Source organism: Georhizobium sp. MAB10 (assembly GCF_045012825.1).
GTDB classification, from domain to species: domain Bacteria; phylum Pseudomonadota; class Alphaproteobacteria; order Rhizobiales; family Rhizobiaceae; genus Georhizobium; species Georhizobium profundi.
In genome coordinates, this window is record NZ_CP118314.1 from 2,119,852 (window position 1) to 2,144,253 (window position 24,402).

At 61.3% G+C, this 24,402-nt stretch carries 24 protein-coding genes, 1 pseudogene and 1 riboswitch; of the genes and pseudogenes, 15 read left to right on the forward strand and 10 right to left on the reverse strand.

All coding sequences use genetic code 11. The features are described from left to right. The first annotated feature begins 1 nt into the window (after position 1). Both mgrA and PU133_RS09880 read left to right on the forward strand, forming a co-directional pair. Positions 2-1,054: an L-glyceraldehyde 3-phosphate reductase gene (mgrA, locus tag PU133_RS09875; protein ID WP_404861589.1), complete on the forward strand. Its 1,053-nt coding sequence runs from the start codon at positions 2-4 to the stop codon at positions 1,052-1,054. Positions 1,055-1,114: 60 nt separating this feature from the next. Continuing rightward, positions 1,115-1,301, forward strand: a riboswitch (cobalamin riboswitch). A gap of 48 nt (positions 1,302-1,349) precedes the next feature. Beyond that, entirely contained in the window at positions 1,350-1,958 is a 609-nt protein-coding gene (locus PU133_RS09880; RefSeq protein ID WP_404861590.1) for a HupE/UreJ family protein, read from the forward strand. 91 nt (positions 1,959-2,049) lie between these two features. Here the strand turns inward: PU133_RS09880 and PU133_RS09885 are convergent, their stop codons facing one another. Beyond that, positions 2,050-3,189 carry a zinc ABC transporter substrate-binding protein gene (locus tag PU133_RS09885; RefSeq protein WP_404861591.1) on the reverse strand — a complete coding sequence of 380 codons (1,140 nt, stop codon included), beginning with the start codon at positions 3,187-3,189 and terminating at the stop codon, positions 2,050-2,052. A 111-nt stretch (positions 3,190-3,300) separates the two neighbouring features. On the opposite strand from PU133_RS09885, the gene PU133_RS09890 reads away from it, so the two are divergent. The 6 genes from PU133_RS09890 to PU133_RS09915 all read left to right on the forward strand — a co-directional run bounded on the left by PU133_RS09890 (position 3,301) and on the right by PU133_RS09915 (position 8,947). Continuing rightward, positions 3,301-4,188, forward strand: coding sequence for an ATP-binding cassette domain-containing protein (locus PU133_RS09890; RefSeq protein ID WP_404861592.1), 888 nt, complete (start codon positions 3,301-3,303; stop codon positions 4,186-4,188). Continuing rightward, positions 4,178-5,002, forward strand: coding sequence for a metal ABC transporter permease (locus PU133_RS09895; protein ID WP_404861593.1), 825 nt, complete (start codon positions 4,178-4,180; stop codon positions 5,000-5,002). Before PU133_RS09890 ends, PU133_RS09895 begins: the two co-directional genes overlap by 11 nt. After that, on the forward strand, positions 4,999-5,415 hold the full coding sequence (locus tag PU133_RS09900; RefSeq protein WP_404861594.1) for a Fur family transcriptional regulator: 417 nt from the start codon (positions 4,999-5,001) through the stop codon (positions 5,413-5,415). Before PU133_RS09895 ends, PU133_RS09900 begins: the two co-directional genes overlap by 4 nt. Positions 5,416-5,470: 55 nt before the next feature. After that, on the forward strand, positions 5,471-7,270 hold the full coding sequence (locus PU133_RS09905) for an acetate/propionate family kinase (protein WP_404861595.1): 1,800 nt from the start codon (positions 5,471-5,473) through the stop codon (positions 7,268-7,270). Positions 7,271-7,366: 96 nt separating this feature from the next. Continuing rightward, positions 7,367-8,359: a tRNA dihydrouridine(20/20a) synthase DusA gene (gene dusA / locus PU133_RS09910; RefSeq protein WP_404861596.1), complete on the forward strand. Its 993-nt coding sequence runs from the start codon at positions 7,367-7,369 to the stop codon at positions 8,357-8,359. 87 nt (positions 8,360-8,446) lie between these two features. Then, positions 8,447-8,947, forward strand: a complete 501-nt coding sequence (locus PU133_RS09915) for a Kazal-type serine protease inhibitor domain-containing protein (RefSeq protein ID WP_404861597.1) — start codon at positions 8,447-8,449, stop codon at positions 8,945-8,947. 166 nt (positions 8,948-9,113) lie between these two features. Here PU133_RS09915 and PU133_RS09920 read toward each other — a convergent pair whose 3' ends face one another. Further along, positions 9,114-9,326 carry a cold-shock protein gene (locus PU133_RS09920; RefSeq protein ID WP_126009980.1) on the reverse strand — a complete coding sequence of 71 codons (213 nt, stop codon included), beginning with the start codon at positions 9,324-9,326 and terminating at the stop codon, positions 9,114-9,116. A 378-nt stretch (positions 9,327-9,704) separates the two neighbouring features. Between PU133_RS09920 and PU133_RS09925 the strand changes: the two are divergent. Continuing rightward, positions 9,705-10,106, forward strand: a pseudogene (locus tag PU133_RS09925) (cell wall hydrolase); the annotation flags it as partial. A 25-nt stretch (positions 10,107-10,131) separates the two neighbouring features. On the opposite strand, the gene PU133_RS09930 reads toward PU133_RS09925, so the two are convergent. Together PU133_RS09930 and PU133_RS09935 are read right to left on the reverse strand one after the other, a co-directional pair. Further along, positions 10,132-10,611 carry an NUDIX hydrolase gene (locus PU133_RS09930; protein ID WP_404861598.1) on the reverse strand — a complete coding sequence of 160 codons (480 nt, stop codon included), beginning with the start codon at positions 10,609-10,611 and terminating at the stop codon, positions 10,132-10,134. A gap of 103 nt (positions 10,612-10,714) precedes the next feature. Then, positions 10,715-12,256: a sensor histidine kinase gene (locus PU133_RS09935; RefSeq protein WP_404861599.1), complete on the reverse strand. Its 1,542-nt coding sequence runs from the start codon at positions 12,254-12,256 to the stop codon at positions 10,715-10,717. Positions 12,257-12,435: 179 nt separating this feature from the next. On the opposite strand from PU133_RS09935, the gene PU133_RS09940 reads away from it, so the two are divergent. From PU133_RS09940 to PU133_RS09950, 3 genes are all read left to right on the forward strand, one after another. Beyond that, positions 12,436-13,047, forward strand: a complete 612-nt coding sequence (locus tag PU133_RS09940; RefSeq protein ID WP_404861600.1) for a glutathione S-transferase family protein — start codon at positions 12,436-12,438, stop codon at positions 13,045-13,047. Then, positions 13,010-13,723 carry a uracil-DNA glycosylase family protein gene (locus tag PU133_RS09945; RefSeq protein WP_404861601.1) on the forward strand — a complete coding sequence of 238 codons (714 nt, stop codon included), beginning with the start codon at positions 13,010-13,012 and terminating at the stop codon, positions 13,721-13,723. Before PU133_RS09940 ends, PU133_RS09945 begins: the two co-directional genes overlap by 38 nt. Positions 13,724-13,834: 111 nt before the next feature. Further along, positions 13,835-14,323, forward strand: coding sequence for an Lrp/AsnC family transcriptional regulator (locus PU133_RS09950; RefSeq protein WP_126009986.1), 489 nt, complete (start codon positions 13,835-13,837; stop codon positions 14,321-14,323). Between the two features lie 2 nt (positions 14,324-14,325). Here PU133_RS09950 and PU133_RS09955 read toward each other — a convergent pair whose 3' ends face one another. Both PU133_RS09955 and PU133_RS09960 read right to left on the reverse strand, forming a co-directional pair. Next, the gene (locus tag PU133_RS09955; protein ID WP_404861602.1) at positions 14,326-14,787 is read right to left on the reverse strand and encodes a PAS domain-containing protein; all 462 of its coding nucleotides are present in this window, start codon (positions 14,785-14,787) and stop codon (positions 14,326-14,328) included. Between the two features lie 123 nt (positions 14,788-14,910). Then, on the reverse strand, positions 14,911-15,780 hold the full coding sequence (locus tag PU133_RS09960) for an NAD(P)-dependent oxidoreductase (protein WP_404861603.1): 870 nt from the start codon (positions 15,778-15,780) through the stop codon (positions 14,911-14,913). A gap of 81 nt (positions 15,781-15,861) precedes the next feature. Between PU133_RS09960 and PU133_RS09965 the strand changes: the two genes are divergently transcribed. From PU133_RS09965 to PU133_RS09975, 3 genes are all read left to right on the forward strand, one after another. Further along, positions 15,862-18,327, forward strand: a complete 2,466-nt coding sequence (locus PU133_RS09965) for a penicillin acylase family protein (RefSeq protein WP_404861604.1) — start codon at positions 15,862-15,864, stop codon at positions 18,325-18,327. A 275-nt stretch (positions 18,328-18,602) separates the two neighbouring features. Continuing rightward, the gene (locus PU133_RS09970) at positions 18,603-19,646 is read left to right on the forward strand and encodes a PAS domain-containing protein (protein WP_404861605.1); all 1,044 of its coding nucleotides are present in this window, start codon (positions 18,603-18,605) and stop codon (positions 19,644-19,646) included. Continuing rightward, positions 19,636-20,070, forward strand: a complete 435-nt coding sequence (locus PU133_RS09975) for a response regulator (RefSeq protein WP_404861606.1) — start codon at positions 19,636-19,638, stop codon at positions 20,068-20,070. The genes PU133_RS09970 and PU133_RS09975 overlap by 11 nt, the downstream gene beginning before the upstream one ends. 25 nt (positions 20,071-20,095) lie before the next feature. Here the strand turns inward: PU133_RS09975 and PU133_RS09980 are convergent, their stop codons facing one another. The 4 genes from PU133_RS09980 to PU133_RS09995 form a co-directional block, all read right to left on the reverse strand. Continuing rightward, positions 20,096-21,577: a sensor histidine kinase gene (locus PU133_RS09980; RefSeq protein ID WP_404861607.1), complete on the reverse strand. Its 1,482-nt coding sequence runs from the start codon at positions 21,575-21,577 to the stop codon at positions 20,096-20,098. Positions 21,578-21,823: 246 nt separating this feature from the next. Next, on the reverse strand, positions 21,824-22,654 hold the full coding sequence (locus PU133_RS09985) for an ABC transporter permease (RefSeq protein ID WP_126009993.1): 831 nt from the start codon (positions 22,652-22,654) through the stop codon (positions 21,824-21,826). Beyond that, complete coding sequence (locus tag PU133_RS09990; protein ID WP_404861608.1) at positions 22,651-23,424, reverse strand: ABC transporter permease; 774 nt, start codon at positions 23,422-23,424, stop codon at positions 22,651-22,653. Before PU133_RS09990 ends, PU133_RS09985 begins: the two co-directional genes overlap by 4 nt. A 106-nt stretch (positions 23,425-23,530) precedes the next feature. Further along, positions 23,531-24,307 (reverse strand): ABC transporter substrate-binding protein, encoded by a 777-nt coding sequence (locus tag PU133_RS09995; protein ID WP_404861609.1) that lies wholly within the window; start codon positions 24,305-24,307, stop codon positions 23,531-23,533. Positions 24,308-24,402: the final 95 nt, after the last annotated feature.

The following is a 24,402-nucleotide window of genomic DNA, read 5'->3' on the forward strand; positions in this document are numbered from 1 at the left end:
CATGGCATGGCAGCCGGCTGAAAACCGTTACGAAACGATGCGCTACAACCGTTGCGGCCGCAGCGGATTGAAGCTTCCCGCGATCTCCCTCGGTCTCTGGCACAATTTCGGCGACGATACGCCCCATCAGACCAAGCGCGACATTTGCCGCCGCGCCTTCGATCTCGGCATCACCCATTTCGACCTCGCCAACAATTACGGTCCGCCGCCCGGATCGGCCGAAACGGCCTTTGGCGAAATCTTGCGAACCGATTTTGCCGGCTACCGCGATCAACTCATCATCTCTTCCAAGGCCGGCTACGACATGTGGCCGGGGCCCTATGGGGAGTGGGGAAGCCGCAAATACGTCATTGCCTCCTGCGACCAGAGTCTGAAGCGGATGGGGCTCGACTATGTCGACATCTTCTATTCGCACCGCTTCGATCCGGAGACGCCGCTTGAAGAAACGATGATGGCGCTCGATCAGATCGTGCGTTCGGGCAAGGCCCTTTACGCGGGCATCTCCTCCTATAACGCCCAGCGAACGCGGGAAGCTGCGGCGATCCTCAAGGACCTCGGCACGCCGTGTCTCATCCATCAGCCGAGCTATTCCATGCTCAACCGCTGGGTCGAAGATGACGGCCTTCTCGATGCGCTCGACGATCTCGGCATCGGATCGATCGTCTTCTCGCCGCTTGCCCAGGGCATGCTCACGACCAAGTATCTGAAGGGCGTGCCGGAGGATAGCCGTGCCAGCCAAGGCAAGTCCCTGATGCCGGAATTCCTCAACGACAAGAACCTCGCCAATATCCGCGCGCTGAACGAGATCGCCGAGAAGCGCGGCCAGACGCTGGCGCAAATGGCCATTGCCTGGGTTCTGCGCGGTGGCCGCGTCACCTCGGCGCTTATCGGCGCCAGCCGTGTGTCGCAGGTGGAAGATTGCGTCGGAGCGCTCGCCAATCTCGATTTCACCGACGCCGAACTGGCCGAAATCGACAGCTACGCCCGTGAGGCCGACATCAATCTCTGGGCCGCATCGGCAGAGCGCAAAGGGCCTGCCCGCAAAAAGAAGTGAAGCGTCGGCTTTTGCTCAAGAAATGAGCATCGCCAGCGGTTGTGTTTTGTCGCGGCCGCTGTCACCAATCGTTGCGACGGTGCCTTGATCTTCAAGGTGAAACGGGAAGCCGGTGAAAAACCGGCGCCGCCCCCGCGACTGTCAGGGACGATGCCCTTCCATCATGCCACTGGTGCGCTTCTTGCATCGGGAAGGCGGAGGGGATTGGTCCCGAGCCAGGAGACCGGCCGTCAGCCACGCGGCAAAGCCGCAGATACGACCAGAGATGGGGCGGAGGGCCCCGAAAGGATTTGATATGCGCATTCTGACCACACTTGCAGCCTTCGCGCTTTCGACCGGGGCGGCCTTCGCCCATCCCGGGCATGGCGGCCATGACAATGCAAGCTTCGCCTATGGTTTCATGCACCCGCTGGGCGGCCTAGATCACCTGCTTGCCATGATCGCCGTCGGCTTCCTGGCGTATCTGGTTGCTGAGCGGACCAGCTCCAACCGCCCGCGCTGGCTCGTCCCCGCAGCCTTTGTCGGCGCCATGGCGATCGGCGGTGTTCTTGGCGCATTCGCCTTCGATCTGCCGCTTGTTGAACTCGGCATCGGCCTGTCGATCGTTGCCATTGGCGCAGCCGCCGCGTTCGGTCGCCAGATGCCGGTCGCAGCAGCCATGGCTCTCGTCGGCTTCTTCGCCATCTTCCACGGTCATGCGCACGGCACCGAAATGCCGCAGGACAGCGCAGGGCTCGCCTATGGCCTCGGCTTCATGGCGGCAACGGCTCTGCTCCATGCTGCAGGCATCGCAGCCGGCCTTGGCATCGGCAAGCTGTCCCGCTCGCAGGGCGTGCTGGCAGCGCGCGCCGGTGGCGGCGTGATGGCGCTTGCGGGTGTTGCGATCGTCGCCGGCATCATCTGATAGCTTCCGGACTACGGATCAACTCGATCAAAAAAGGCCCCGGCAGCGCTGCCGGGGCCTTTTTTGTCGCGATGTCACTGAAGCGCAGCGATCAGCTTTCTTCGCCGAGACATGTCGTAAAAGACGTCGCCATGTTGCGGAGCAGTTCGAAGTAGAGATCCGGCCCATCGGCGATTTCCGCGCCTTCGGGATCCAGCACGCCGGCCTTCGCATCCGTGCCTTCGATCACGACATTGACGATCCGGGGCTCGAATTGCGGCTCGGCGAAAACGCAGGCGGCATCCAGCTCGTTGACGCGCTGGCGCAGTTCGGAGATGCGTTCCGCACCCGGCGCCACTTCCGGGCTGATCGTGATCGCGCCGGCAGCCCGGAGACCGAACCGGTTCTCGAAATAGTGGTAGGCATCGTGGAAGACGATGAAGGGCCGATCGGCAACCGGTTCGACGGTCGCGGCGATTTCGGTCGACAGCTCGTCGATCCGTGCCGTCAAAGCTTCTGCATTGCTGCGATAGGTGTCGGCATTGTCCGGATCGGCATCGGCCAGAGCGGCCTCGATCACGCCGACCATCAGCTTGGCATTTTCGGGATCCAGCCAATAATGCGGATCCGTGCCGGAATGATCGTGTCCCGCATGGCCATCGCTGGAATGGTCGTGAGCCGCGTGGTCCTCGTGGCCGTGATCGTGCGCAGCGCCTGCTTCCTCGGCGTGATCGTGGCTCTGCTCGTGATGATGGTCCTCGTTGTTGCCGTGGTCATCATCGCCGTGATCATGATCGTCATGGCTGTGGTCGTGATCGTCGTGCGCGTGCTCTTCATGGGCATGACCATCCCCATGGTCACCGTGATCATGAGCCTCGAAGGCGCCGCCTTCGCGGAACTCAAGCCGCGTCATGCCTTCAGTCTGTTCCAGCGTCACCACGCGCGCATTGGCGCTCAACGTGTCGAGCGGCTGATCGAGGAATGGCTCGAGCCCTGGACCGACCCAAAATACGAGCGGCGCGTCCTGAAGCATGGCTGCATCCGATGGGCGCAGCGTATAAGTGTGTGGGGACGCGGCGCCCTTGACGAGAAGTTCCGGTTCGCCCACGCCTTCCATGACGCCTGCGACCAGCGAGTGGATCGGCTTGATCGACGTGACGACACCGTCAAGCGCCAAGGCGGGGGAGGCTGTCAGGGCAGTCGCTGCCATGAAGGCGGCGGCCGACGATGCGATGAGTGCGGAAGATTTCATGCTTGTCCCTCAGTTTCCAGGCAGCTTGTAATCATATAACATTTCTTGTGTAACGCTATAACGTGTGCCATATGCGGTGACAAGCGCCGAAATGGCGCATCGAAAGGGTTGATGGTGCAGCGGACAAACCTTGTGGAGATGAGCGGCGTCGGGGTCCGGCGCGGCGGGCGCTGGTTGGTGCGCGGCGTCGATCTCACCATTTTGCCCGGTGAGATCGTCACGCTGATCGGTCCGAACGGCTCCGGCAAGTCGACCACGGCCAAGACTGCCATCGGGTTGATGAAGGCGGACGAGGGCACTGTTTCCCGCAAAGCCGATCTGACCATCGGCTACGTGCCGCAGAAGCTCGCCATCGACTGGACGCTGCCCTTGTCCGTGCGACGGCTGATGACGCTGACCGGCAACCGGGCTCGCGCCGAAATCGATCAGGCGCTCGAGGCTGTGGGCATTGCTCACCTGGCCGATGCTGAAGTCCAGCATCTCTCGGGCGGCGAGTTTCAGCGCGCACTGATGGCGCGGGCCATGGTGCGCCGCCCGGATCTCCTCATTCTCGACGAGCCGGTGCAGGGTGTCGATTTTTCCGGCGAGATCGAGCTTTACGACCTGATCAAGAAGATCCGTGATAGGACCGGCTGCGGCATTCTGCTGATTTCCCACGATCTGCATGTGGTGATGGCGGAAACCGATACGGTCATCTGCCTCAACGGCCATGTGTGCTGCCGCGGTGCGCCGGAGATCGTGGCGAAGAGCCCGGAATATCTGCAATTGTTCGGCGCGCGCGCTTCTTCGACCTTGGCGGTCTACAGTCATAACCACGACCACACCCATCTGCCCGACGGTCGGGTCAGGCATGCGGATGGTTCCGTCACGGACCATTGCCATCCCGATGACGGCCATCACCACGACCATGCCGGCGAGCATCATCATCATGCCGATGGCGCGCCGGTTGCGGCCCACAATCATGAGAATGGGCACAAGGGGCATCACCATGCTCGATGACTTTTTCACCCGCGCGCTGCTTGCCGGTATCGGCGTGGCCATCACGGTCGGCCCGCTCGGCTGCTTCATCGTATGGCGGCGCATGGCCTATTTCGGCGACACCATGGCGCATTCGGCGCTGCTCGGCGTCGCCATCGCGTTTCTCTTCGACATCAACCTGATGGTCGGGGTCTTCGTCGTCGCGGCGCTCGTTTCGGCTGCGCTGCTGCTCCTGCAGCGGCGCCAGTCGCTCTCGACGGATGCTCTGCTCGGAATCCTGTCGCATTCGACGCTGGCGCTTGGCCTCGTCATGGTCGCCTTCATGACTTGGGTGCGCATCGACCTGATGGGCTTCCTCTTCGGCGATATCCTCGCAGTCTCGCGTACGGACATCGCTTTCATCTGGGGTGGCGGCGCGCTGGTGCTCGCCGGCGTCGCCTGGCTCTGGCGCCCACTGCTGGCTTCGACGGTCAATGCCGAGCTTGCCGAAGCGGAAGGCATGCATCCGGAACGCGCGCGCGTCGCCTTCATGCTCCTGATGGCGCTCCTGATCGCGATCGCCATGAAGATCGTCGGCATCCTGCTCATCACCTCGCTGCTGATCATCCCTGCAGCGACCGCGCGTCGTTTCTCCGGCACGCCGGAAATGATGGCGGTCATGGCTTCGCTGATCGGTGTTGTCGCCGTCGTTTCGGGCTTGTTCGGTTCGTTGCAGTTCGATACGCCTTCGGGACCGTCGATCGTGGTTGCCGCGCTTGCCCTGTTCCTCGTCAGCCAGATTGCGCCGGTGCTTCGCAGATCCGGGCCACAGCCGCAGGAGGGAGGTCGCCGATGACCAGCCACGTTCACGAACGTCCACTGAGCGATCTGACCAAGAACCAGAAGCTCGTCTTCGATGCGCTGAGCAGTGCGGACGGACCTTTGAGCGCCTACACGATCCTCGACCAGCTTCGCGACGAGGGCTTTCGGGCGCCGCTCCAGGTCTATCGCGCACTCGACAAGCTGCAGGAACTCGGCCTCGTCCATCGGCTCGAAAGCCTCAATTCCTTCATTGCCTGCGCGCACCCGCACTGCGCGAGCCACGGCATGATCGGTTTCGCGATCTGCGAGAATTGCGGGCAGGTGGAGGAGTTTTCCGACGCCGAGATCGAGACGCGGCTTGGGACATGGATGCGCGAACGCGCCTTCAAGCCGCGCAAGACGACGGTGGAACTGCGTGGCCTCTGCGCCACCTGCTCGACCCACTGAAAGCGGCCATCCGATAACCGGACACAACCGCTTGCCCCTGGGGAGTTGATCCATCTTGCGTATCCTCGTTTTCAACGCGGGCAGCTCCAGTCTCAAGTTCGGTGTGTTCGACATGGATGGCGCTGCGATCCGCCATCGCCTCAAGGCGACGATGGATCGGCTCGGCCGGTCCTCGGCGGAACTGACGCTTGTCGTCGATGGTCGGGAGAGCCGAGAAGACATTGATGCGACCGCGCTCGAGGCTGCCATCGCGGCTGTGCCCGCTATCCTTCAGCGCTTCGACCTCGGCGCGATCGACGCCATTGGCCACCGCATCGCCCATGGAGGCGAAAGGTTTGTCGCTCCGGCAATCATCGACGAACCGGTCATCGCAGCCATCGAGGCGCTCACGCCGCTTGCACCTTTGCACAACCCCGGCGGCCTCGCTGGGGTCCGTCAGGCCAAGGCGACATGGCCGGACAAACCGCAGATCGCGGTCTTCGACACGTCCTTCCATCTGAAGAACCCGCCGAAGGCGACGACCTATGCCGTGCCAGCCGCGTGGCGTGAGGCTGGGCTGCGGCGCTTCGGCTTCCATGGAACATCGCACAAATACGTCGCGTTACGCGCGGCCGAAGCGCTCGGCGAGAACCTCCGCGACCTGAGGGTGATCAGCCTTCATCTCGGCAATGGTGCGAGCGCCTGCGCCATCCAGCTCGGTGAGAGCATCGACAGCTCCATGGGCATGACGCCACTCGAGGGGCTCGTCATGGGCACGCGTTCGGGAGATGTCGACCCCGGCATGTTCGGCTATCTTCAGCGTAATCTCGGGCTCGACGCAGAAGCCGTCGAAAAGGCGCTCTATGAAGAATGCGGCTTGAAGGGCCTCACCGGGACCGCCGACATGCGGGACGTGGAGGAGATGGCCGCAACGGGCAATGCGGCGGCGCAGCTTGCCATCGAAATCTATGCCTACCGCGCCCGCAAATATGTCGGCGCCTACGCGGCCGCCATGGGTGGGCTCGATGCGCTGGTGTTCACCGGCGGCATCGGCGAGAACTCCGCCGCAATGCGCCGACGCATCTGCGAGGGCCTCGGTTTTCTTGGGCTCATGCTGGACACCGAACGGAACGGACATGTCGATCTCACCGATCATGCCGCGCCGCAGATCCAGGCATACGGCTCGCGCGTTCGCGTTCTCGTCACCGAAACGGCGGAGCAACTGATGATCGCGCGTGAAGTCAGCGCGTTACTAAAAGCGCCAGCCAACGGCGCCTTGACGGTTCCGGTCGCGATTTCCGCGCGCCACGTGCATCTCGATCAGGATGCGGTCGATGCTCTGTTCGGGACCGGCTACAGCCTGAGCCCGGCCGGTCAGCTGCGCCAGCAGGGCCATTGGGTCGCCAGGGAACGCCTGGCGCTTGAAGGACCGCGCGGCCGGCTGGAGAATGTCGCAATCCTCGGCCCGCTGCGTGCCAGAACCCAGATCGAGATTTCGCGAACAGACGGCTTCGCGCTCGGCATCGCCCCGCCGGTGCGCGACAGCGGCAAGCTCGATGGCACACCGGTCGTTCGCCTCATTGGCCCGGCTGGCGCCATCGACAGCGACGGGCTCATCATCGCCGCACGGCACATCCATACCAATCCGACGGACGCCGCCCGGCTTGGACTGAAGGATGGCGATGAAGTCGATGTTCGAGTCGGGCAGGGCGATCGCGCCCTGACGCTGTCCGGAACACTGGTCCGCGTCTCACCAAACGCCTTCACCGAAATGCACATCGATACGGATGAAGCCAACGCCGCCGGCATCGAGGGGCGCGCGGATGGGGAACTGCTGGCTGCCGAAGCCACCATCAAGCCATCCGCTCCCGTCTGACACCAGACTTGCCGTCGCGGCCCTTATCACCGATATGTCAGCCTCAAAGTAGCCGCTACCGAGCGGCAGAACCTTCAAAATTCCGCCAGGCAGGCCATGACCTACCCCCAGCATACATTCGCCGTCGCACCCATGATGGACTGGACTGACAGGCACTGTCGCTTTCTCCATCGGCTGCTGACGAAGCGGAGCCTGCTCTATACCGAGATGGTCGTCGCCGATGCCGTGATCCATGGAGACCGGTACCGGCTTCTCGGCTTCGATCCAGTCGAGCATCCCGTCGCGCTTCAGATCGGGGGATCGGACCCCGACAAGCTCGCCGAAGCGGCCAGGATCGGCGCCGATTTCGGCTATGACGAGATCAACCTGAATTGTGGCTGTCCGTCCGACAGGGTCCAGTCAGGCACTTTCGGTGCTTGCCTCATGCAGACGCCCGAACTCGTCGCCAACGGTATCGCGGCGATGCGAAGCGCCGTGTCAATCCCGGTAACCGTGAAATGCCGGATCGGCGTCGATGACCAGGACCCGGAAGAAGCGCTTGATGCGCTCGCGTCGGCTGTTCTGGACGCCGGCGCAGATGCGCTCTGGGTGCATGCCCGCAAGGCATGGCTGCAAGGGCTCAGCCCCAAGGAAAACCGGGATATCCCGCCGCTCGACTACGACCGCGTCTATCGGCTCAAGCAAAAATTCCCGCATGTTTTCATCGGGATCAATGGCGGCGTTCAGGATTTGAATCAGGCCGCCGAGCATCTGCGCCATGTCGATGGTGTCATGATGGGCAGGGCTGCTTACCACAATGCGGCTCAACTGGCTGACGTTGACAGGCTAATCTATGGCGAGGAATTGGCGCCGGTGGATTGGGCGGACGTGCGGGATGCAATGATGGAGCACGCCGCCCGCCACCTGGCGGCAGGCGGCAGGCTGGTGCACGTCACGCGCCACATGATCGGCCTCTTCCAGGGTGTTCCTGGTGCCCGACGTTTTCGGCAGATCCTGTCGGAGCGCTCCAGCCAGCGTGGGGCAGGTCCCGAGGTCATCGGCGAAGCATTCGCGGCAATGGAAGGGCTCGATAGCCGTCTGGCTGCGTGAGGTCTGTTGCGCCTACAACCGGACAGCGGTAGCATTTCTCGCTGAGCGAAGATGTCTCTTCGCCTTCGCCGAGCGAGGAGGCTCTGTATGTCGTTTCTTTCCGCAAAATCGGTAGGTGTTTCGCTTGTTCTTCTGTCGATCCTGTCGGGCTGCGTCGTCGTAGAGGACGGCCCACGTCCGTACCCGCCCGGTCCTCCCGGGCCGCCGCCCGGACCGCAGGTTTGTCCCCAGATCTACGCGCCCGTGTGCGGCGATCGCAACGGCCGGCTCGAGACTTTGCCCAACCAGTGCGTGGCGCGTGCCCAAGGCTTCCGTATCGTGGCCGATGGCGAATGTCGCCGGCCTGGCCCGCCACCGCGTCCCGGCTTCCCTGGTGGGCCGGGGCCTGGTCCAGGCTGGGGTGGTCCTGGTGGCCCTGGCCCCGGCTGGGGCGGTGGTCCCGGACCTGGTCGCCCTGGCGGCCCCGGCATCTGCACCCGCGAATATGCGCCGGTCTGCGGCCGTCGCGGTCCGCAGTTCCAGACCTTCGGCAATGCATGCGAAGCGGACAATTCCGGCTTCCGCGTCGTTGCTCAGGGTCCCTGCTGAGACTCAGGAAATCTTTGACCCAATCCAATCGAGGGCGGCTTTCGAGCCGCCCTTTGTCGTTTGACGCTTCGCGAAGGCATTGATAGCTCAACAAAAAAGGGCGACCCGAGGGTCGCCCTTTCATGTGTGCCGGACCGGTCCGAAGACCGGCCGAAAGTATCAGCGCTTAGAGCTGCTGCAGGTTGACTGCTTTGTCACCCTTGCCGCGACGGTCGGCTTCCGTGTCGAAGGAGACCTTATCGCCTTCGTTCAGATGCGCGATGCCGGAGGCCTGGAGAGCGGAGATGTGGACGAAAACGTCCTTTGCACCGCCATCAGGAGTGATAAAGCCGTAGCCTTTGTCAGTGTTGAAGAACTTCACGGTGCCCGTCTGAGCCATGGTACTGGGTCCTTTTCCCGGTTGTTTCCGACCGCCGCACGCCTATCGCGCGGATGGCCAGGCCGCGATCCGCGGCGGTGTCGAGCAGTCACGTACGGGGAAAGAACGTCAGTCCAGTCTCCGGGTCAGCACATCCCGAACAGCTTGAGCGTATGCATGACTTGAAAACAAACGCAAGTAAATTTGCGAAGGGCGTTTCTGCGTTCTTGTCACTCTATCGCCTCATTAGGCCGGCAGCAGGAGCCCAGTTTTGCGTAAAGAGGGTTTTTCATGGGCGATCAGCTGGCAATTGGCCGGTCTTTGGGCGTGCGCGCCATTACAGGGATCACAATCGTCGTGTCACTCAGCGGCTGCGTGGCGGGCAACGCGATCGACGAAATGGCAACGGGCTCCATTGCACCGGTATCGGCGCCAGTGGCCTACAGCGAGAAAGAGCGCGAGTGCCTGGAGCGCGCGATCTTTTTCGAATCCAACCGGTCCAGTGAAGAAGGTCTCGTTGCCGTCGGCACTGTCGTCATGAACCGCGTGGAGGCGGATGAGTTCCCCGACACGATCTGCGAGGTCGTCGGTCAGAAGAACCAGTTCGCCCCCGGCGTGCTTTCTCGCGAACTGCCGCGGGAAAAGGTGCCGGATGTCGTCGCTGCCGCCGACAAGGTCCTCGACGGCCATCGTCATCCGGACTTGGAAGCCGCCAAGTTTTTCCACATGGCTGGCCTGACCTTCCCTTACAAGAACATGCATTATCGGCTCGAGGCGGGCGGAAACGCGTTTTACGAGCGGCACTGACCGCTAGAGGTCGCACCGGTCAGTTGCGCGTCGACTGGCCGGAAATGTCGATGCGCATGATGCGATCGAACTTGGCGATGAGTTGGGCCGCACCGTCGTCGGTCAGAAGCTCATTCAATTCGGCCAGACTAGCCCATTTGCGGATGCGCTGACCCTGCTCGGGCCAGCGCTCAAGCATTTCTTCCACCTGCAGCGCAAAGAGCAGCACGGTCACCGAGATGGGCCGTGGACGCTGTTTCGTCGTGCGGTAGACGCCGATCGGCTCGCCATGCAGCCTGCCGCGCACGCCCGCTTCCTCCAGCGCCTCCTGCGCAGCCGACTGAGCCGCCGTTTTGCCTTTGACGAGGCCGCCCTTGGGGAGAATCCAGCGACCGGTTCCCCGTGATGTGACCACGAGGTAATCGACGACGCCGGGTCTGCGCAGCCGATAGGGCAGAGCCCCATACTGGATGAGGCTCCCCTCGCGCATCTGGTCGAAAGTCGCGGGCGTCGAATGCATGGAAGTCCAAGCGAATCAGCTGGATGTCAGAACTTCATGATGTGGGCGCGTGCGCCGTCGTGTAAAGAACAAGTGTGTCCCGAGCCGTTGATCGGCCAAGCTTTCAAGCAAAAACCGGCTTCTTCTGCTTCGTCGTGTAGATGCTGTCGTCGTCGATGGGCGGAATGCTTTGCAAGACGCGCCGCGGCGGAAGGATCGCTATCGCTTCCGTGCCTTCGCGCAGCTTCGAGCGCAGCACGAACTGACCGCCATGCTTTGCGAGGATGGCTTGAACGATCGGCAAGCCCAGCCCGGTGCCCTGTTCAGCGCTTTTGATGGCGACGGAACCTTGCCCGAATGCCGACAGCACGATCGGTATTTCTTCTTCGGGGATGCCAGGGCCGTCATCGACCACGGACAGATACTGGCCGCCACCGGCCGTCCAGCCGACCTTGACTGTGACGATGCCGTTTTGCGGCGTGAACTTTACCGCATTTGACAACAGGTTGAGCACCACCTGGCGCATCGCGCGTTCATCCACCCAGACGAGCGGCAGGGACGGCTCGACCTGTGCGCGAATGTCGATGTGCTTGCTGCGTGCTTTCAGCTGCACCATGCCGATGCAGTCCTCTGCAATCTCGACAAGCGACAGGGCCTCCTCGGTCAGATCGTACCGGCCGGCCTCGATCCTCGACAGGTCCAGGATCTCGTTGATGAGGTTGAGCAGATGTTCGCCGGAGCGGTGGATGTCGGCGGCATAATCCTTGTAGGTCGGATTCGGCATTGGCCCCAGGACCTCCTGGCTCATCACCTCCGAGAACCCGAGGATGGCGTTGAGCGGGGTGCGGAGCTCATGGCTCATGGAGGCGAGGAATCGAGACTTCGCCAGGTTGGCCTCTTCAGCGCGGCGGCGTGCTTCGTCGGATACGGCGTTCGCCACTTCCAACTCTGCAATCAGCGCCACCTTTTCCGACTGGAAGGAGAGCAGCGTCAGGTTGGAAACATAAAGACGGTTCGAAATGAACACGAAGTAGCAGAAGGCGGCGCCGAGCACGGCGGCCATGCCGAGATCGTAGGGGCTCCCGTGCAGATAGGCACTGAGGCCAAAAGCAATCACAGGTGGACCGAAAGACGCGATGATCGCCCGCTTGAGCGTAAATGTCGCCATCGCGGAGGCGGCAAGGGCCACGAGCAGGATGACGCCCTTGTAGAACGAGAAGGATGGACCGGAACAGGTCGCACAATCCTGATAGGCAAAGATCGCCCAGCACAATCCGATCGTCAGATGCGCCACGAGAAAGCGGATGGTCCACTTTCGCGTCGTGGCCGGATCGAAGCTTTTCGCTGATGCCCGCCGCGCCAGGAACACCAGAATGGCGTAGGCGGCCAGTGTGAGTGCCGACCATGGGATCAGCTCGAAGGATTCGCCGAAATAGATGCTGATGCCTGTTGCGGCCAGAACCAGCAATGGCATCGCTGCGGCGCCCTGCAGCAGCGAATTGATGTGCAGCAGCATCATCTCGCGCGCGAAATGGTGGCTCAGCGGTTGGCGAAACTGAAGCCGTTCACGGGTTGCGCGCACGGCTTGAGACACGCCGGCATTGCGCTGCGGGCGTGATCGGTCGACGATATTCTTGTCGCCGGTGCTCTCGAGTGCGATCGTCATCGTCCGTCTGGATCATGCGGTTCTGTGCGAGAAGGTTAACGAGAATTTATTAAGAAGACCCTTCGACGGAGATGCCGCGCAGACACGCCATCCGATTGCGGCCATCGCGGCGAGCCCCTAGAACTTAGCTCGAAGCATGGGAAATAGCTCGCCTGCGGCATTGGGAGGACGTTCGGTTCATGAAACTTTATGATGGGGGCAAGGCGCCAAACCCCAGGCGTGTGTCGATCTTCTTGGCCGAGAAAGGCATCGAGATCGAGCGTGTGCCGGTCGACATGGGAGCGCTTGGCCACAAAAGCGATGCTCTCAGCAAACTCAACCCGTTGCAGCGTTTGCCTGTCTTGGAACTTGATGATGGCACGGTGCTGACCGAGTCCGTTGCCATATGCCGCTACATCGAAACACTTCATCCTGAGCCCAACCTTTTTGGCCACCGCGGTCTGGAAGAAGCGCAGGTGGAAATGTGGAACCGGCGCGTAGAACTGCACTTTCTCAATTCCGTCGCGGCCGTCTTCAGGCACCTTCATCCCGCGATGAAGGACTGGGAAGTTCCCCAAGTGAAGGAATGGGGCGAAGCCAATCGACCGCGCGTCACCGAATTCCTGTCTTTGCTGGATGGTGAACTTGCACACCGCGATTTCATCGCCGGCAACCGGTTCACCATTGCCGACATTTCGGCCATGGTCTCCGTCAGCTTCATGAAGCCGGCGAAGATCGACATGCCGGAGCATCTTGCTCATCTGCGCGCCTGGCATGAGCGCGTCAGTGGGCGACCGAGCGCGCGCGCCTGACGGCTTCACTTTGGCCACACCCGACGATGACAGCCTGATTGCACTTGGCGAACGCATCGCGGCTTGCCGCATCTGCCGCGATCGTCCGGATCCACGCGCGCGGCCGCTGCCCCACGAGCCGCGCCCCGTGTGCGTGTTGTCGTCCACGGCGCGGATCGTCATCTGCGGGCAAGCGCCGGGCACCCGCGTCCACGCGTCCGGTCGTCCTTTCACGGATCCGTCGGGAGATCGCTTGCGCACATGGCTGGGGGTGGGTGAGGATGAGTTCTATGATCTGGCGCGGTTTTCCATCGTGCCGATGGGGTTCTGCTTTCCTGGGCTCGATGCGAAGGGCGGCGACCGTCCGCCAAGACGCGAGTGTCGTGCCAACTGGCATGACAGCGTCTTTGCCGCCATGCCTCAGATCGATCTCGTCCTGGCGGTCGGACGGTATGCCCAGGACTACCATCTGCCGCAGTGGCGCAGCCGGTCGCTTCACGACGTCGTCCAGTCGTGGGAGGAGATCGCCGAAGAAACCGCGCGGGCAGGGCGATGCATCATCCCGCTGCCGCATCCCTCCTGGCGCAACAATGCGTGGTTCTCGCGCAATGCCTGGTTCGACGAGAAGCTGGTTCCTCATCTTCAAAAAGAGGTCGCCGCACGTCTCAAGCACGCTGTGGATCAGCGGGAGCATTGAGGCGGCAGAAGCGCTGTGCTAGAGCCAAGAACAGTGAAGCTTTGGAACAGCATTCCATCAGGTCGGCAGCGTCCAGGCATCCGCGCAAAACCATTCTAGAGAAGTCCGTCCATGGATCGCCTTGATCGCAAAATTCTCCGTCTTCTGCAGGAAGATTCGACGCTGGCTGTGGCCGACCTTGCCAAGAAGGTGGGCTTGTCGACCACCCCTTGCTGGCGGCGCATCCAGAAGCTCGAGGAAGAGGGCGTCATCCGCAAGCGGGTGGCTCTACTCGACCCGGCGAAGGTCAATGCCCAGGTCACGGTCTTCGTGTCGATCCGGACGAGTGCGCATAGTCATGAATGGCTGAAGCGCTTTTCGGAAGTGGTGGTGGACTTTCCGGAAGTGGTTGAGTTTTACCGGATGAGCGGCGATGTCGACTATCTGTTGCGCGTGGTGGTGCCCGACATCGCAGCCTACGACAATTTCTACAAGCGCCTGATCCAGCGCATCGAAATCCGCGACGTGTCCTCGAGCTTCGCGATGCAGCAGATCAAGTACACGACGGAGCTACCGCTCGATTATCTTGTGGTGGATGGCGGGCGCTCCAGCGATTCCTGAGGTCATTCGTCGACCGGCGCAGCCATGCCGAGCGTCCGGATCGGCTCGAAGAATTCGTAGATCATCCCCACGAATTCCGGTTTGCCGTCTTCGGTCTCACGGTATTTCCCGACGGTTCGGATGAAGCGATACTCGCTCTCGCGCGACCGCAACCGTATGATCGCGTGAAATGGCGCCCGGATGATCGTGGCTTGCTCGACCATCTCGAGCATCGCGCCGAGGTCGTTCGGATGTATGGCCGCATTGGCTTCCGTAAGGGACACGGGGCCTTCGCGAAACTCCATGCCGAAGATATCGAAGACGCCTCGCGTCCAATAGGTGAGCCCCTGCTCGATATCCGTGCGCCAAAAACCGGTGCGTCGGAAATAGGAGGACAGATCGCAGACGTCGTCCGCAGTCAGTCCGATTTGTTCGAACTGTGGTCGGGCTCCGGTCAGAGTGTCGAGATCGTATCGGATAAGCACCAGAAGCATCCGTGGTCAGGTTCGCCGCGGCTTCTCCGCCCGGCTGCTTCTGGTGTATGATACCCCTACTAACGGCCTGTAAACACGATTTGTCAGATATCGTGTCAATATTGTGTGGAAACGCTATTTCTCCAGGCGAGCCAACAGCGAGGATGTATCCCAGCGGTTGCCGCCCATCTTCTGGACTTCCGCATAGAACTGATCGACAAGGGCTGCGACCGGCAAAGACGCGCCGTTGCGCCGTGCTTCATCGAGCACGATGGACAGGTCTTTTCGCATCCAGTCGACCGCGAAACCGTGCTCGTACTGACCCTGCACCATGGTCTTGTAGCGGTTTTCCATCTGCCAGGAGCCCGCGGCTCCCTTCGAGATGACGTCCACGACAGCCGCAATGTCGAGCCCTGCCTTCATGCCGAAGTGCAGGCCTTCCGAGAGGCCCTGAACGAGGCCGGCGATACAGATCTGGTTGACCATCTTGGTCAGCTGGCCAGCGCCGACATCTCCCATGCGACCGACCATCTTCGAATAGGATTCGATGACCGGCTTTGCCTTGTCGAACGTCGCTTGGTCGCCACCGACCATCACGGTCAGCGCGCCATTTTCGGCGCCTGCCTGGCCACCCGACACCGGGGCATCGAGAAAACCGAAGCCCTTGTCGCTGGCCACCGCGGCAAGCTCCCGCGCGACTTCTGCAGAAGCGGTCGTGTTGTCGATGAAGATCGCGCCGGCTTTGACACCATGGAAAGCACCGTCGGGACCTGTGGTCACAGCACGCAGATCATCGTCATTGCCGACGCAGCTGAAGACGAAATCGGCATCCTTAGCGCATTCGGCCGGCGTCGGCCGCGATGCCCCGTTGAACTCGGCGGCCCACCTTTCCGCCTTGGCGGCGCTGCGGTTATATACCGTGACGTCGTGGCCACCACGATTCTTCAGGTGACCGGCCATGGGATAACCCATGACGCCAAGACCGATGAAAGCGACTTTCGCCATTGCGTTCTCTCCTCATTCAAATTCAAGCCAAGCCGGCAGACGCGTTGCCAACCTGCTTAGGTGCCAACCGGAAATAGATCAATGAAGCGTGCGCTCAAAGTCCTCATTGCACTGACATTTGCGGTGCTGCCCTTGGCGCTTCTCGCCGCTGGTCTCGGTGTCGTGTGGCTCGCCCGCTCGCTGCCGCCTGCAGCAGGCACGATCCAGATGGCGGGCATGAGCGGCCCGGTCACGATTGCGAGGGATGCGAATGGCGTTCCGCACATCAGCGGCACTGCGCGCAACGATGTCTTCGCAGCGCTGGGTGTTGCCCACGCACAGGATCGGCTGTGGCAGATGGAGGTGGCGCGCATGGCGGCGCAGGGTCGCCTCTCCGAAATGTTCGGCTCGACCACGCTCAATACGGATATCTTCCTGCGCAGTGTCGCTATCTACGATGCATCGGTCGCGTCGCTCGAAGCCTTGGCTGAGGACGATCGCGTGGCACTCCAGCGCTATGCGGATGGTGTGAATGCCTGGCTGCAGCGCGACAACCGCTTCTTTGCCTCGCGCCTTCCAGTCGAATTCGTGGCGCTCGGCCATCAACCTGAGCCATGGACGCCCGCCGACAGCGTCGCCGTCGTCAAGATGATGTCCGTTGGCCTCGCAGCCAATATCGGCGACGAGATCAACCGCCTCGCTTTTGCCCGCCAGGACCTTAACCCCGAAGAGATTGCCGAGCTCATGCCTCTCGTCCCGGGGCTTGATGCACCGGCACTGCCGGACCTCATCGATTTGCTGGAGCTACGCGACGCTGCACCGCTGCGCGAAGCGGATCTTCGCCCGCAACCCTTCGGCCTGATCGAGCATGGCGGCATGACGGGTGAGGGCGCTTCGAACAACTGGGTCGTATCCGGCCAGCGCACCGATACCGGCCTTCCGATCCTTGCCAATGATCCGCATCTTGGCTTGAGCGCGCCATCGGTCTGGTACCTCGCGCATCTGCGTGTGGACGGCGCCGACGATGAGGCCGCGCAGAACCTCGTGGGTGCGACGCTCGCCGGCGCGCCGCTCGTGCTGCTTGGCCGCAACGACAATGTCGCGTGGGGATTCACCAACACGGGTACCGACGTACAGGACCTCTTCATCGAGCAGGTGCGGCCGGGTGAGCCGGATCGCTACCGTACCCCGGACGGATGGGCGCTGTTTGGCAGCCGCGAAGAGACGATCGTAATCTCCGGTGCCGAGCCACATCACTTCACGCGTCTCAGCACCAGACATGGCCCGGTTCTGCCGCCAAGCTACCGCAACCTAGATCGACTGCTGCCGGCAGACCATGTAGCGGCACTGCAATGGACGGCGCTTGCCCGCGACGACACCACCATCTCGGTTGGCCTCGCGCTCTGGGACTTCGCGACCGTCTCGGACTTCCAGGCCGGCATGGAAGGGTTCGTCACGCCGATGCAGTCGATCGTCGTTGCAGATCGGCAAGGCGACATCGGCTTGATCGCACCCGGCCGGGTGCCTGTCCGTCACCCCGACAATCTCGTGATGGGCCGTGCACCCGTTCCGGGGTGGGACGCGATCTATGACTGGCAGGGCTTCGTCGATTTCGAGGCGCTGCCGCGCGAGATCAACCCGCAGGTCGGCGCTATCGGAACGGCCAACACCCGGATCGTCGGTGACGACTATCCCGAGATGCTGACGCTCGACTGGGACGAGCCCTATCGCCAGCAGCGCGTCGATGCACTCATCGTCGATGCCGAAGACCAGCATACGGTCGAACTGTCGCGCGCAGCGCAAGCCGACGTCTATTCGCCGGTTTTCGCCGAGCTGATGCCGATGATGCTGTCGATGGCGCAAAGTGAAGGCGAGGGTGATCCTTTCGTTCTCGCGCTTTTGGCCGATTGGGATTTTCAGATGGCGCGGGAGCGCCCCGAGCCGCTCATCGCGATGGCGTGGCTTCGCGAGGCGACGCGTGCGATTTTTGCCGATGATCTCGGCTCGGCCTTCGATGGCTGGTTCCAGGCGCACGGCCTCGTGATGGCCAACGTTCTCGGTGGAAATACGCGTCGCGACTGGTGCAATGATGTCGGCACCGAAGCGAGGGAAACCTGCGCCGCCATCGTGCGTCAGGCGCTCGATAGTGCCCTGAGCGATATCGAGCGACGCTATGGTGACGATCGGAGTGCCTGGCGCTGGGGCGAAGCACACCGTGCGGTGAGCGTGCACCAGCCTTTTGGCCAGGTCTCTCCGCTTAACCGCATCTTCAACGTCGAAGTGGAAAGCGGTGGTGGACCATTCACGCTCGACCGCGGCAGAACAGTGTTTTCGAACGAGGACGACCCGTTCGCGAACCGCCACGCGTCTAGCTACCGTGCGATCTACGATCTTGCCGATCTGGACGCATCCACCTTCATGATCACGACGGGTCAATCCGGCAACATCTTCTCTCGCCACTATAGCGATCTGGCCGAGCCGTGGAGCGATGTGGAAGGGCTGAGGATAGACACGAATCCCACGAAATATGAGCCATCCGTCGAAGGCGCATGGCAAATAATTCCTTAACGCTTTCAGAGACTTTCACGGAAGCTGCTCTAGGTGTGCCGATATCGACGCACCGATGGAACTCTTTTGACGGATCGGGAGTTGATCCAGCAATCATGCGGGATGACGCCGTGGGCCAGGCCTGGGCGCTTCTATAATCGAGGCACTGTGGGTTGATCGACGGGCGTAAACCACCAACGGGTCGCCAAATCTCCGACGCTAAGGTTGCCGAACAGCTGCTCTATAGTCAGCATGCCATCGGTGACCCCTTCGCGGCGGCGATCAATGGTACCCGTATGGCCATGATCATCACGGGACCCGCAGATCAGGACAACCCGATCATCTTTGCCAACAAGGCGTTCTGTCGATTGACGGGATATGACCACGACGAGATCATCGGGCACAATTGCCGCTTCATCCAGGGTCCCGATACGAGCCGCCGTGCGGTCGAGCGCATTTCGCAAGCGATCAGGCGTGAAGAAGACGTCCATGTCGAACTGGTGAACTACCGCAAGGACGGTACACCGTTCTGGAATTCGTTGTTCCTGTCGCCCGTCCGAAACAGCGAAGGCGAGGTGAAGTTCTTCTTCGGCTCGCAGCTCGATGTCAGTGACAAGAAGCAGACGGAATTCGATCTTCATTCTGTGAACGATGAATTGCGCGAGACGAAAACGTTGCTCGAGCAGCAGATCGACGATCGTACCGGCGAACTGATGCGGCTCCTTTCGCAGCGGTCGCGGCTGATCAACGAACTCGATCATCGCGTCAAAAACAATCTTCAGCTGATCAATTCTCTGCTTGGATTTGAACTTCGACGCGAACTCGGACCGGAAGCCCGCGAAGTGGTCAATCGGCTCCATCAGCGCATCGATGCTCTGGGGCTTGCCCACAAGGACCAGCACAACAAGGAAGCGATCGGATATTTCCGGGTCGACACCTTCGTCCGCATTCTGGTGAGCAAGGTTCTGACCAACCATCCGCGGTGGCATTCCGAGCCCATCTACCACATGGAAGAGGTGCTGCTGCCGATCGGTAAAGCGGCCCCGCTGGCACTCGCGCTCAACGAGTTCGTCCGCAGCCTCGTGTCCAACACCGAGGACATCGTCGACGGCGCCAAGTTGGAGATCAGTGCGCGCACGCAGAATGAGAAGCTCGTCATTGACGTCTCGTCAGCAGATTTGACGGAAGCAAGATGCCGTCGCGCCTTTGACGGCATTGAGGGATGGACGATGCGCCTTATCGAGCGGCAGCTCGAAGCCCGCATCGAATTTACGGATATGGATGGGCACTGCGGGGTGAAACTCGCGATGCCGCTGAACGGGGGTTCCCATGGCGATTGATCATCGCAAGCCGCGCAAGATCGTCATCATCGAAGACGAGGTGCTGCTGGCGCTGGATCTGGAAATGATCGCCGAGGATGTCGGCTTCACCGTTGCCGGCCAAGCTGGTCGCAAGAACGAAGCGATCGATGTCATTCAGCGCTCAGGACCGGATCTATGCCTGGTCGATGTACATCTTCTGGACGGGCCCACCGGCGTCGATGTTGCCCGCTTCGCAGTTGAGAACACAAACGCACTCGTTGTGTTCGTTACGGCCAATCGGGCCGCCTTGCCAGAAGATCTGGTCGGCGCATACGGCATCATATCGAAGCCATACACGGTCTCAGGCGTCAAAGACGCGCTGCGCCATCTGCTCGGTGTGATCAACGACAACAATGATGCAGACGCCGTAACGCCTGCGGAATTGCGCGCAGCTGCTCGCTGAACCTTAAGCCAGCGCAGCTTCCGGCCTAAAGCGCGGCGTTCTTTAGCGGAAAAGCGATTGCAACCTGTGCGCCTTCCGGTGGCCAGGCGAATTCCAGCTTGCCGCCCAACTGTCCTTCGACGCTGATTTTGGCGAGCCGGCTTCCGAAACCGCTGGGTTCGGGCGTCGATCGGATTATGGGCCCACCGGTTTCCTTCCAATTCAAACGGAAGACATCGTTGTCGGTTTCCCATTCGACACTGATGCGTCCCTCTGAGGTGGATAGAGCACCGTATTTCGCGGCATTGGTCGCCATTTCGTGGATGACAAGCGCCATGCTGGTCGCGGCCTTTGAGCCTAGGACGATGGACGGGCCCTCGATCTTCATCCGAGAACCTTCGGCGTCGACATGTGGCGCCATGATCCGCTCGACCAGATCGTGGAAGGCGATGCGCCCGCCGTCGGCATCGGACCCGGCATCGTTCATGACCATGCCGTGCGCGTGGGACAAAGCGCTGAGGCGCCCGGTGAGGATCCCGGCCATCTCTTTTGGCGTCGACGCGTTGCGCGCCGTCATGGTGACCATCGAGATCGCGACAGAGAAGAGGTTCTTGACGCGGTGGTTGAGTTCGCGGAGCAGCAACTCGCGGCCACGCGCCGACTTTACGCTCTCCGTGCGGTCCAGCCCCTGGACGAAGACACCGGTGACCTGATCAGCGCTGTCGAAGATGGGATGATAGGTAAAATCGAGGAAGGCTTCGCTCTCCGGTCCGCCTTTTTCCTGCTGCAGCACGATGCGCGCGGCTTCACGGCTGATCGGCTCGCGCGTCTGATACACGCTGTCGAGCATTTCGTAGAAGCCTTGACCTGACAGCTCCGGCAAAGCCTTGCGCACCGGTTTCCCGACCAGATTTCGGCGGCCGACAAAGCGGGTGTAGGCCTCGTTGACGAAGGTGAACACATGCTCGGGACCAGAGAGAACCGCGATCATGCCTGGTGCCTGGTTGAACAGGCGGCGGAAATCGTTGTTCTCCTCAAGAAGCGCCTTCTGTGCTTCTTCGGCCTCCTGCGCACGACGGATGAGGGCCGTTTCGAGACCAACAGTTCGGAACGGCACGAAGGTCGAGCGTCGCAGGCGATGCAACTCCGTCACATCGACCGTGTTCTGCACAACGTGTGTCACCGTCCCTTCCTCATCATGGATGGGGAAGTGGATGGCCGTCCAATAGCGGTCGTCGAACCCATCACCCTTGGCATTGGGAATGGCGTAATGGATGTGCGCCAGCGTGTCGGACTTGCCGCTACGTAAGACGCGATTCAGCGAATCGCGAAGATCGCGCCCTGCCGGCCCATCGTTTGGAAAGATATCGAAGAGGCAGTTGCCGAGCAGGGCATCCAGGCTCTTGCCGGTCGCTTTGCAGTAGGCTGGATTTGCCGCGACGTAACGCAGCTGTGGGTCGAGTACCATATAAGGGCTGGGGATTGCGTTGAACAGCTCCCCAAATCTCTCGAATTCCGCAGAAGCCACGCGCGCTTTCTTTCGATATCAAGTGCCGGCGACGACAAGTCGATCGGCAAAAGTCGGAAACGATCTCGACAGCCAGGTAGAGTGACCGAGGAGCGGGAAGTTGTGTCCGTAAAAGCGCGTCCCTCGATTTTTCAAATCACATGAACATCCCAGTAATCATCCATCGCCCAGAAGACATGGCATTTCAAGCATTTTCGCGGCTGTACGCAATTTGAGGAAATTCTTTTATACCGTATTTTCAGGCAGTTAACGTTTGAGATGACGCGTGAGCCGCCGTTCGAAGACGGCCCACAAATTGCGCAGCGCTTCCACGATCAGAAGATAGAAAACGGCGGCCCAGAGATAGGTCTGGAAGTCGAAGGTGCGGGAGAAGGCGCGCCGCGTTTCGCCCATTAGATCGAAGACCGTGATGATGGAAACGATCGCCGAGCCCTTGATCATCAAGATGATCTCGTTGCCGTAGGGCCGAAGCGCCACCATCATCGCCTGCGGCAGGATGATCTTGCGGAAGGTGACGTTGCGGGGCAGGCCGAGCGCTGCAGCACCCTCGTGCTGGCCGACAGGAACGCTCGCGATCGCCCCGCGCAGAATTTCGGCCTGATACGCTGCGGTATTGAGCGTGAAGGCGAAGAGGGCGCAATACCAGGGCTCGCGGAAGAACGTCCAAAGCCCGACCGTCTCGAGAGCCCCGCGGAACTGGCCAAGACCATAATAGATCAGGAAGAGCTGAGCGATCAGCGGCGTGCCGCGAAAGAAGTAGACGTAGACATAGGCAAGGGCGCCGAACACCTTGTTCGTCGACATGCGTCCAAGCGCGACCGGAACGGAAAGGATGGCGCCGAGCACGACGGAAATGATGACCAGTTGCAGCGTGATCCAAAGGCCGCGCAGATAGCCGGGCCCGTACTGGATCATCTTCTGGCTGTCGTAGCTTCCCACCAGAAAGAGGAAAAGCGCGACGCTTCCGGCAATCCAGATCGCCAGGAAGAGGTGTCCGATGATGCGCGATGCCGACCAACCGGCTGCCAATGCAGGCGGAGGTGGCTCAGGCGGTAGCATGCGCTGGATGACGCTCATGTGCGGGCCTCGTCACGACCGGCCCACCGCTCGATGTAGTGGATGACGATCGAGGACAGCATGGCGAGGACGAGGTAGATCAGGCAGGCGAGCCCGAAGAACATGAAGGCCTCGCGCGTCACGCGTGCAGCAATGCCGGTTTGGCGCAAGATATCGGCCAGGCCAATGACGGAAACGAGTGCCGTCTCCTTCAACAGGATCATCCACAAATTGCCGAGGCCGGGCAGGGCAATGCGCACCAATTGCGGGATGATGATGCGCCGCATGGTCGTGCTTCGCCTAAGGCCGAGCGCTGCACCCGCTTCATACTGCCCGCTCGGGATTGCGTGAAAGGCAGACACGAGCACTTCGCTCGAATAGGCCGAGAAGACGAGGCCAAGGGCGACCATGCCGGCCAGAAAAGCGTTGATCTCGATCGTCGTCGACGAACCCATGGCCGAGAGCAGGTTCTGCAGGCCGATCTGCGCGCCGTAATAGACGAGGAACAGCGTCAACAGTTCAGGCAGGCCGCGAAAGATCGTGGTGTAGATATCGGCCGCCAGCCGCAACGACTTTTCCTTGCTCTGCTTGGCGAGCGCCAGCATGAAGCCGGCGAAAAGGCCGAGGGGAAGGGTCGCCAGTGCAAGGGACACGGTGACAAACACGCCGGATGCGATCTCGTCGCCCCAACCGGTATCGCCACAGGCAAGCAGGCTGTCGGAAGGAAAGAGACGGAAGATGCCAAGGGTGCCGCATAGCGGATCGAGCCAAGTCATCAGGGCTTGAAGCATTGCCGCTATCCCGTTTCCCCATCATCCATGCCGCGATGGATGCACAAAGCCATCATGGCCGGTTTTGAGCCGGCCGGCCATGATGGAGTTCGAATGATCGTCGGGCTTAGCTGCCGTAGACGTCGACGTCGAAATACTTGTCGTTGATTTCCTGGTAGGTGCCGTTTTCGCGGATGGCCAGGATGGCTGCGTTGAATTTCTCGCGAAGCTCATCTTCACCCGGACGGACAGCGATGCCAGCGCCTTCGCCGTTGATGACCGGATCGGTTTCCAGCGTGTCGAGAAGCTTGCAGCAGGCGCCGTCCTCGGAATCGAGCCATTCACCGAGAACGATGACGTCGTCGATGACGGCATCGATCCGGCCGGAAGCGATGTCGAGCTTGTACTCGTCGGCGGTCGGATAGAGACGCAGATCAGCCGACGGCAGCTTCTCTTCAGCGTAGTTCGAATGCGTCGTGGAGGACTGCGCGCCGAGCGCGATGCCGGAGAGCGCTTCGTCGGTCGCTTCGGTCAGTTCGCTGTCGTTCGGCACGGCGATGGCTGGCGGCGTGTTGTAGTATTTCTCGGTGAAGTCGACCTGCTGCTTGCGCTCCTCGGTGATCGACATGGATGCGATGATCGCATCGAAACGGCCAGCGAGCAGACCGGGGATGATGCCGTCCCAGTCGGAGGTCACGAATTCGCACTGGACTTCCATCTCTTCGCAAAGGGCGTTTGCGATGTCGATGTCGAAACCGGTCAGGGTGCCGTCAGCTTCGAGCACGTTGAAGGGCGGGTAGGCGCCTTCGGTGCCGATGCGCACGACTTCTTGGGCGCTGGCTGCTCCCATCGTCAGGGCGAGGGTTGCTGCCGAGGCTGCAAGCATGAACTTTTGAATGCGCATTATGGTCCTCTCTGTGGTTAAGCCGGTGCCCCGTTGTCCATCTTCGGCGTCGGGGTCTGATTGAAGCGCTTTGAATGGGATTAATGCGGACGCCA

Bases quoted from the DNA above. Each gene is read 5' to 3' on its own strand.
- mgrA (WP_404861589.1), top strand. From the start codon at position 2: ATGGCATGGCAGCCGGCTGAAAACCGTTACGAAACGATGCGCTACAAC.
- PU133_RS09880 (WP_404861590.1), top strand. From the start codon at position 1,350: ATGCGCATTCTGACCACACTTGCAGCCTTCGCGCTTTCGACCGGGGCG.
- PU133_RS09885 (WP_404861591.1), bottom strand. From the start codon at position 3,189: ATGAAATCTTCCGCACTCATCGCATCGTCGGCCGCCGCCTTCATGGCA.
- PU133_RS09890 (WP_404861592.1), top strand. From the start codon at position 3,301: ATGGTGCAGCGGACAAACCTTGTGGAGATGAGCGGCGTCGGGGTCCGG.
- PU133_RS09895 (WP_404861593.1), top strand. From the start codon at position 4,178: ATGCTCGATGACTTTTTCACCCGCGCGCTGCTTGCCGGTATCGGCGTG.
- PU133_RS09900 (WP_404861594.1), top strand. From the start codon at position 4,999: ATGACCAGCCACGTTCACGAACGTCCACTGAGCGATCTGACCAAGAAC.
- dusA (WP_404861596.1), top strand. From the start codon at position 7,367: ATGACCTACCCCCAGCATACATTCGCCGTCGCACCCATGATGGACTGG.
- PU133_RS09915 (WP_404861597.1), top strand. From the start codon at position 8,447: ATGTCGTTTCTTTCCGCAAAATCGGTAGGTGTTTCGCTTGTTCTTCTG.
- PU133_RS09920 (WP_126009980.1), bottom strand. From the start codon at position 9,326: ATGGCTCAGACGGGCACCGTGAAGTTCTTCAACACTGACAAAGGCTAC.
- PU133_RS09930 (WP_404861598.1), bottom strand. From the start codon at position 10,611: ATGCATTCGACGCCCGCGACTTTCGACCAGATGCGCGAGGGGAGCCTC.
- PU133_RS09935 (WP_404861599.1), bottom strand. From the start codon at position 12,256: ATGACGATCGCACTCGAGAGCACCGGCGACAAGAATATCGTCGACCGA.
- PU133_RS09940 (WP_404861600.1), top strand. From the start codon at position 12,436: ATGAAACTTTATGATGGGGGCAAGGCGCCAAACCCCAGGCGTGTGTCG.
- PU133_RS09945 (WP_404861601.1), top strand. From the start codon at position 13,010: ATGAGCGCGTCAGTGGGCGACCGAGCGCGCGCGCCTGACGGCTTCACT.
- PU133_RS09950 (WP_126009986.1), top strand. From the start codon at position 13,835: ATGGATCGCCTTGATCGCAAAATTCTCCGTCTTCTGCAGGAAGATTCG.
- PU133_RS09960 (WP_404861603.1), bottom strand. From the start codon at position 15,780: ATGGCGAAAGTCGCTTTCATCGGTCTTGGCGTCATGGGTTATCCCATG.
- PU133_RS09965 (WP_404861604.1), top strand. From the start codon at position 15,862: ATGAAGCGTGCGCTCAAAGTCCTCATTGCACTGACATTTGCGGTGCTG.
- PU133_RS09970 (WP_404861605.1), top strand. From the start codon at position 18,603: ATGGCCATGATCATCACGGGACCCGCAGATCAGGACAACCCGATCATC.
- PU133_RS09975 (WP_404861606.1), top strand. From the start codon at position 19,636: ATGGCGATTGATCATCGCAAGCCGCGCAAGATCGTCATCATCGAAGAC.
- PU133_RS09985 (WP_126009993.1), bottom strand. From the start codon at position 22,654: ATGAGCGTCATCCAGCGCATGCTACCGCCTGAGCCACCTCCGCCTGCA.
- PU133_RS09990 (WP_404861608.1), bottom strand. From the start codon at position 23,424: ATGCTTCAAGCCCTGATGACTTGGCTCGATCCGCTATGCGGCACCCTT.
- PU133_RS09995 (WP_404861609.1), bottom strand. From the start codon at position 24,307: ATGCGCATTCAAAAGTTCATGCTTGCAGCCTCGGCAGCAACCCTCGCC.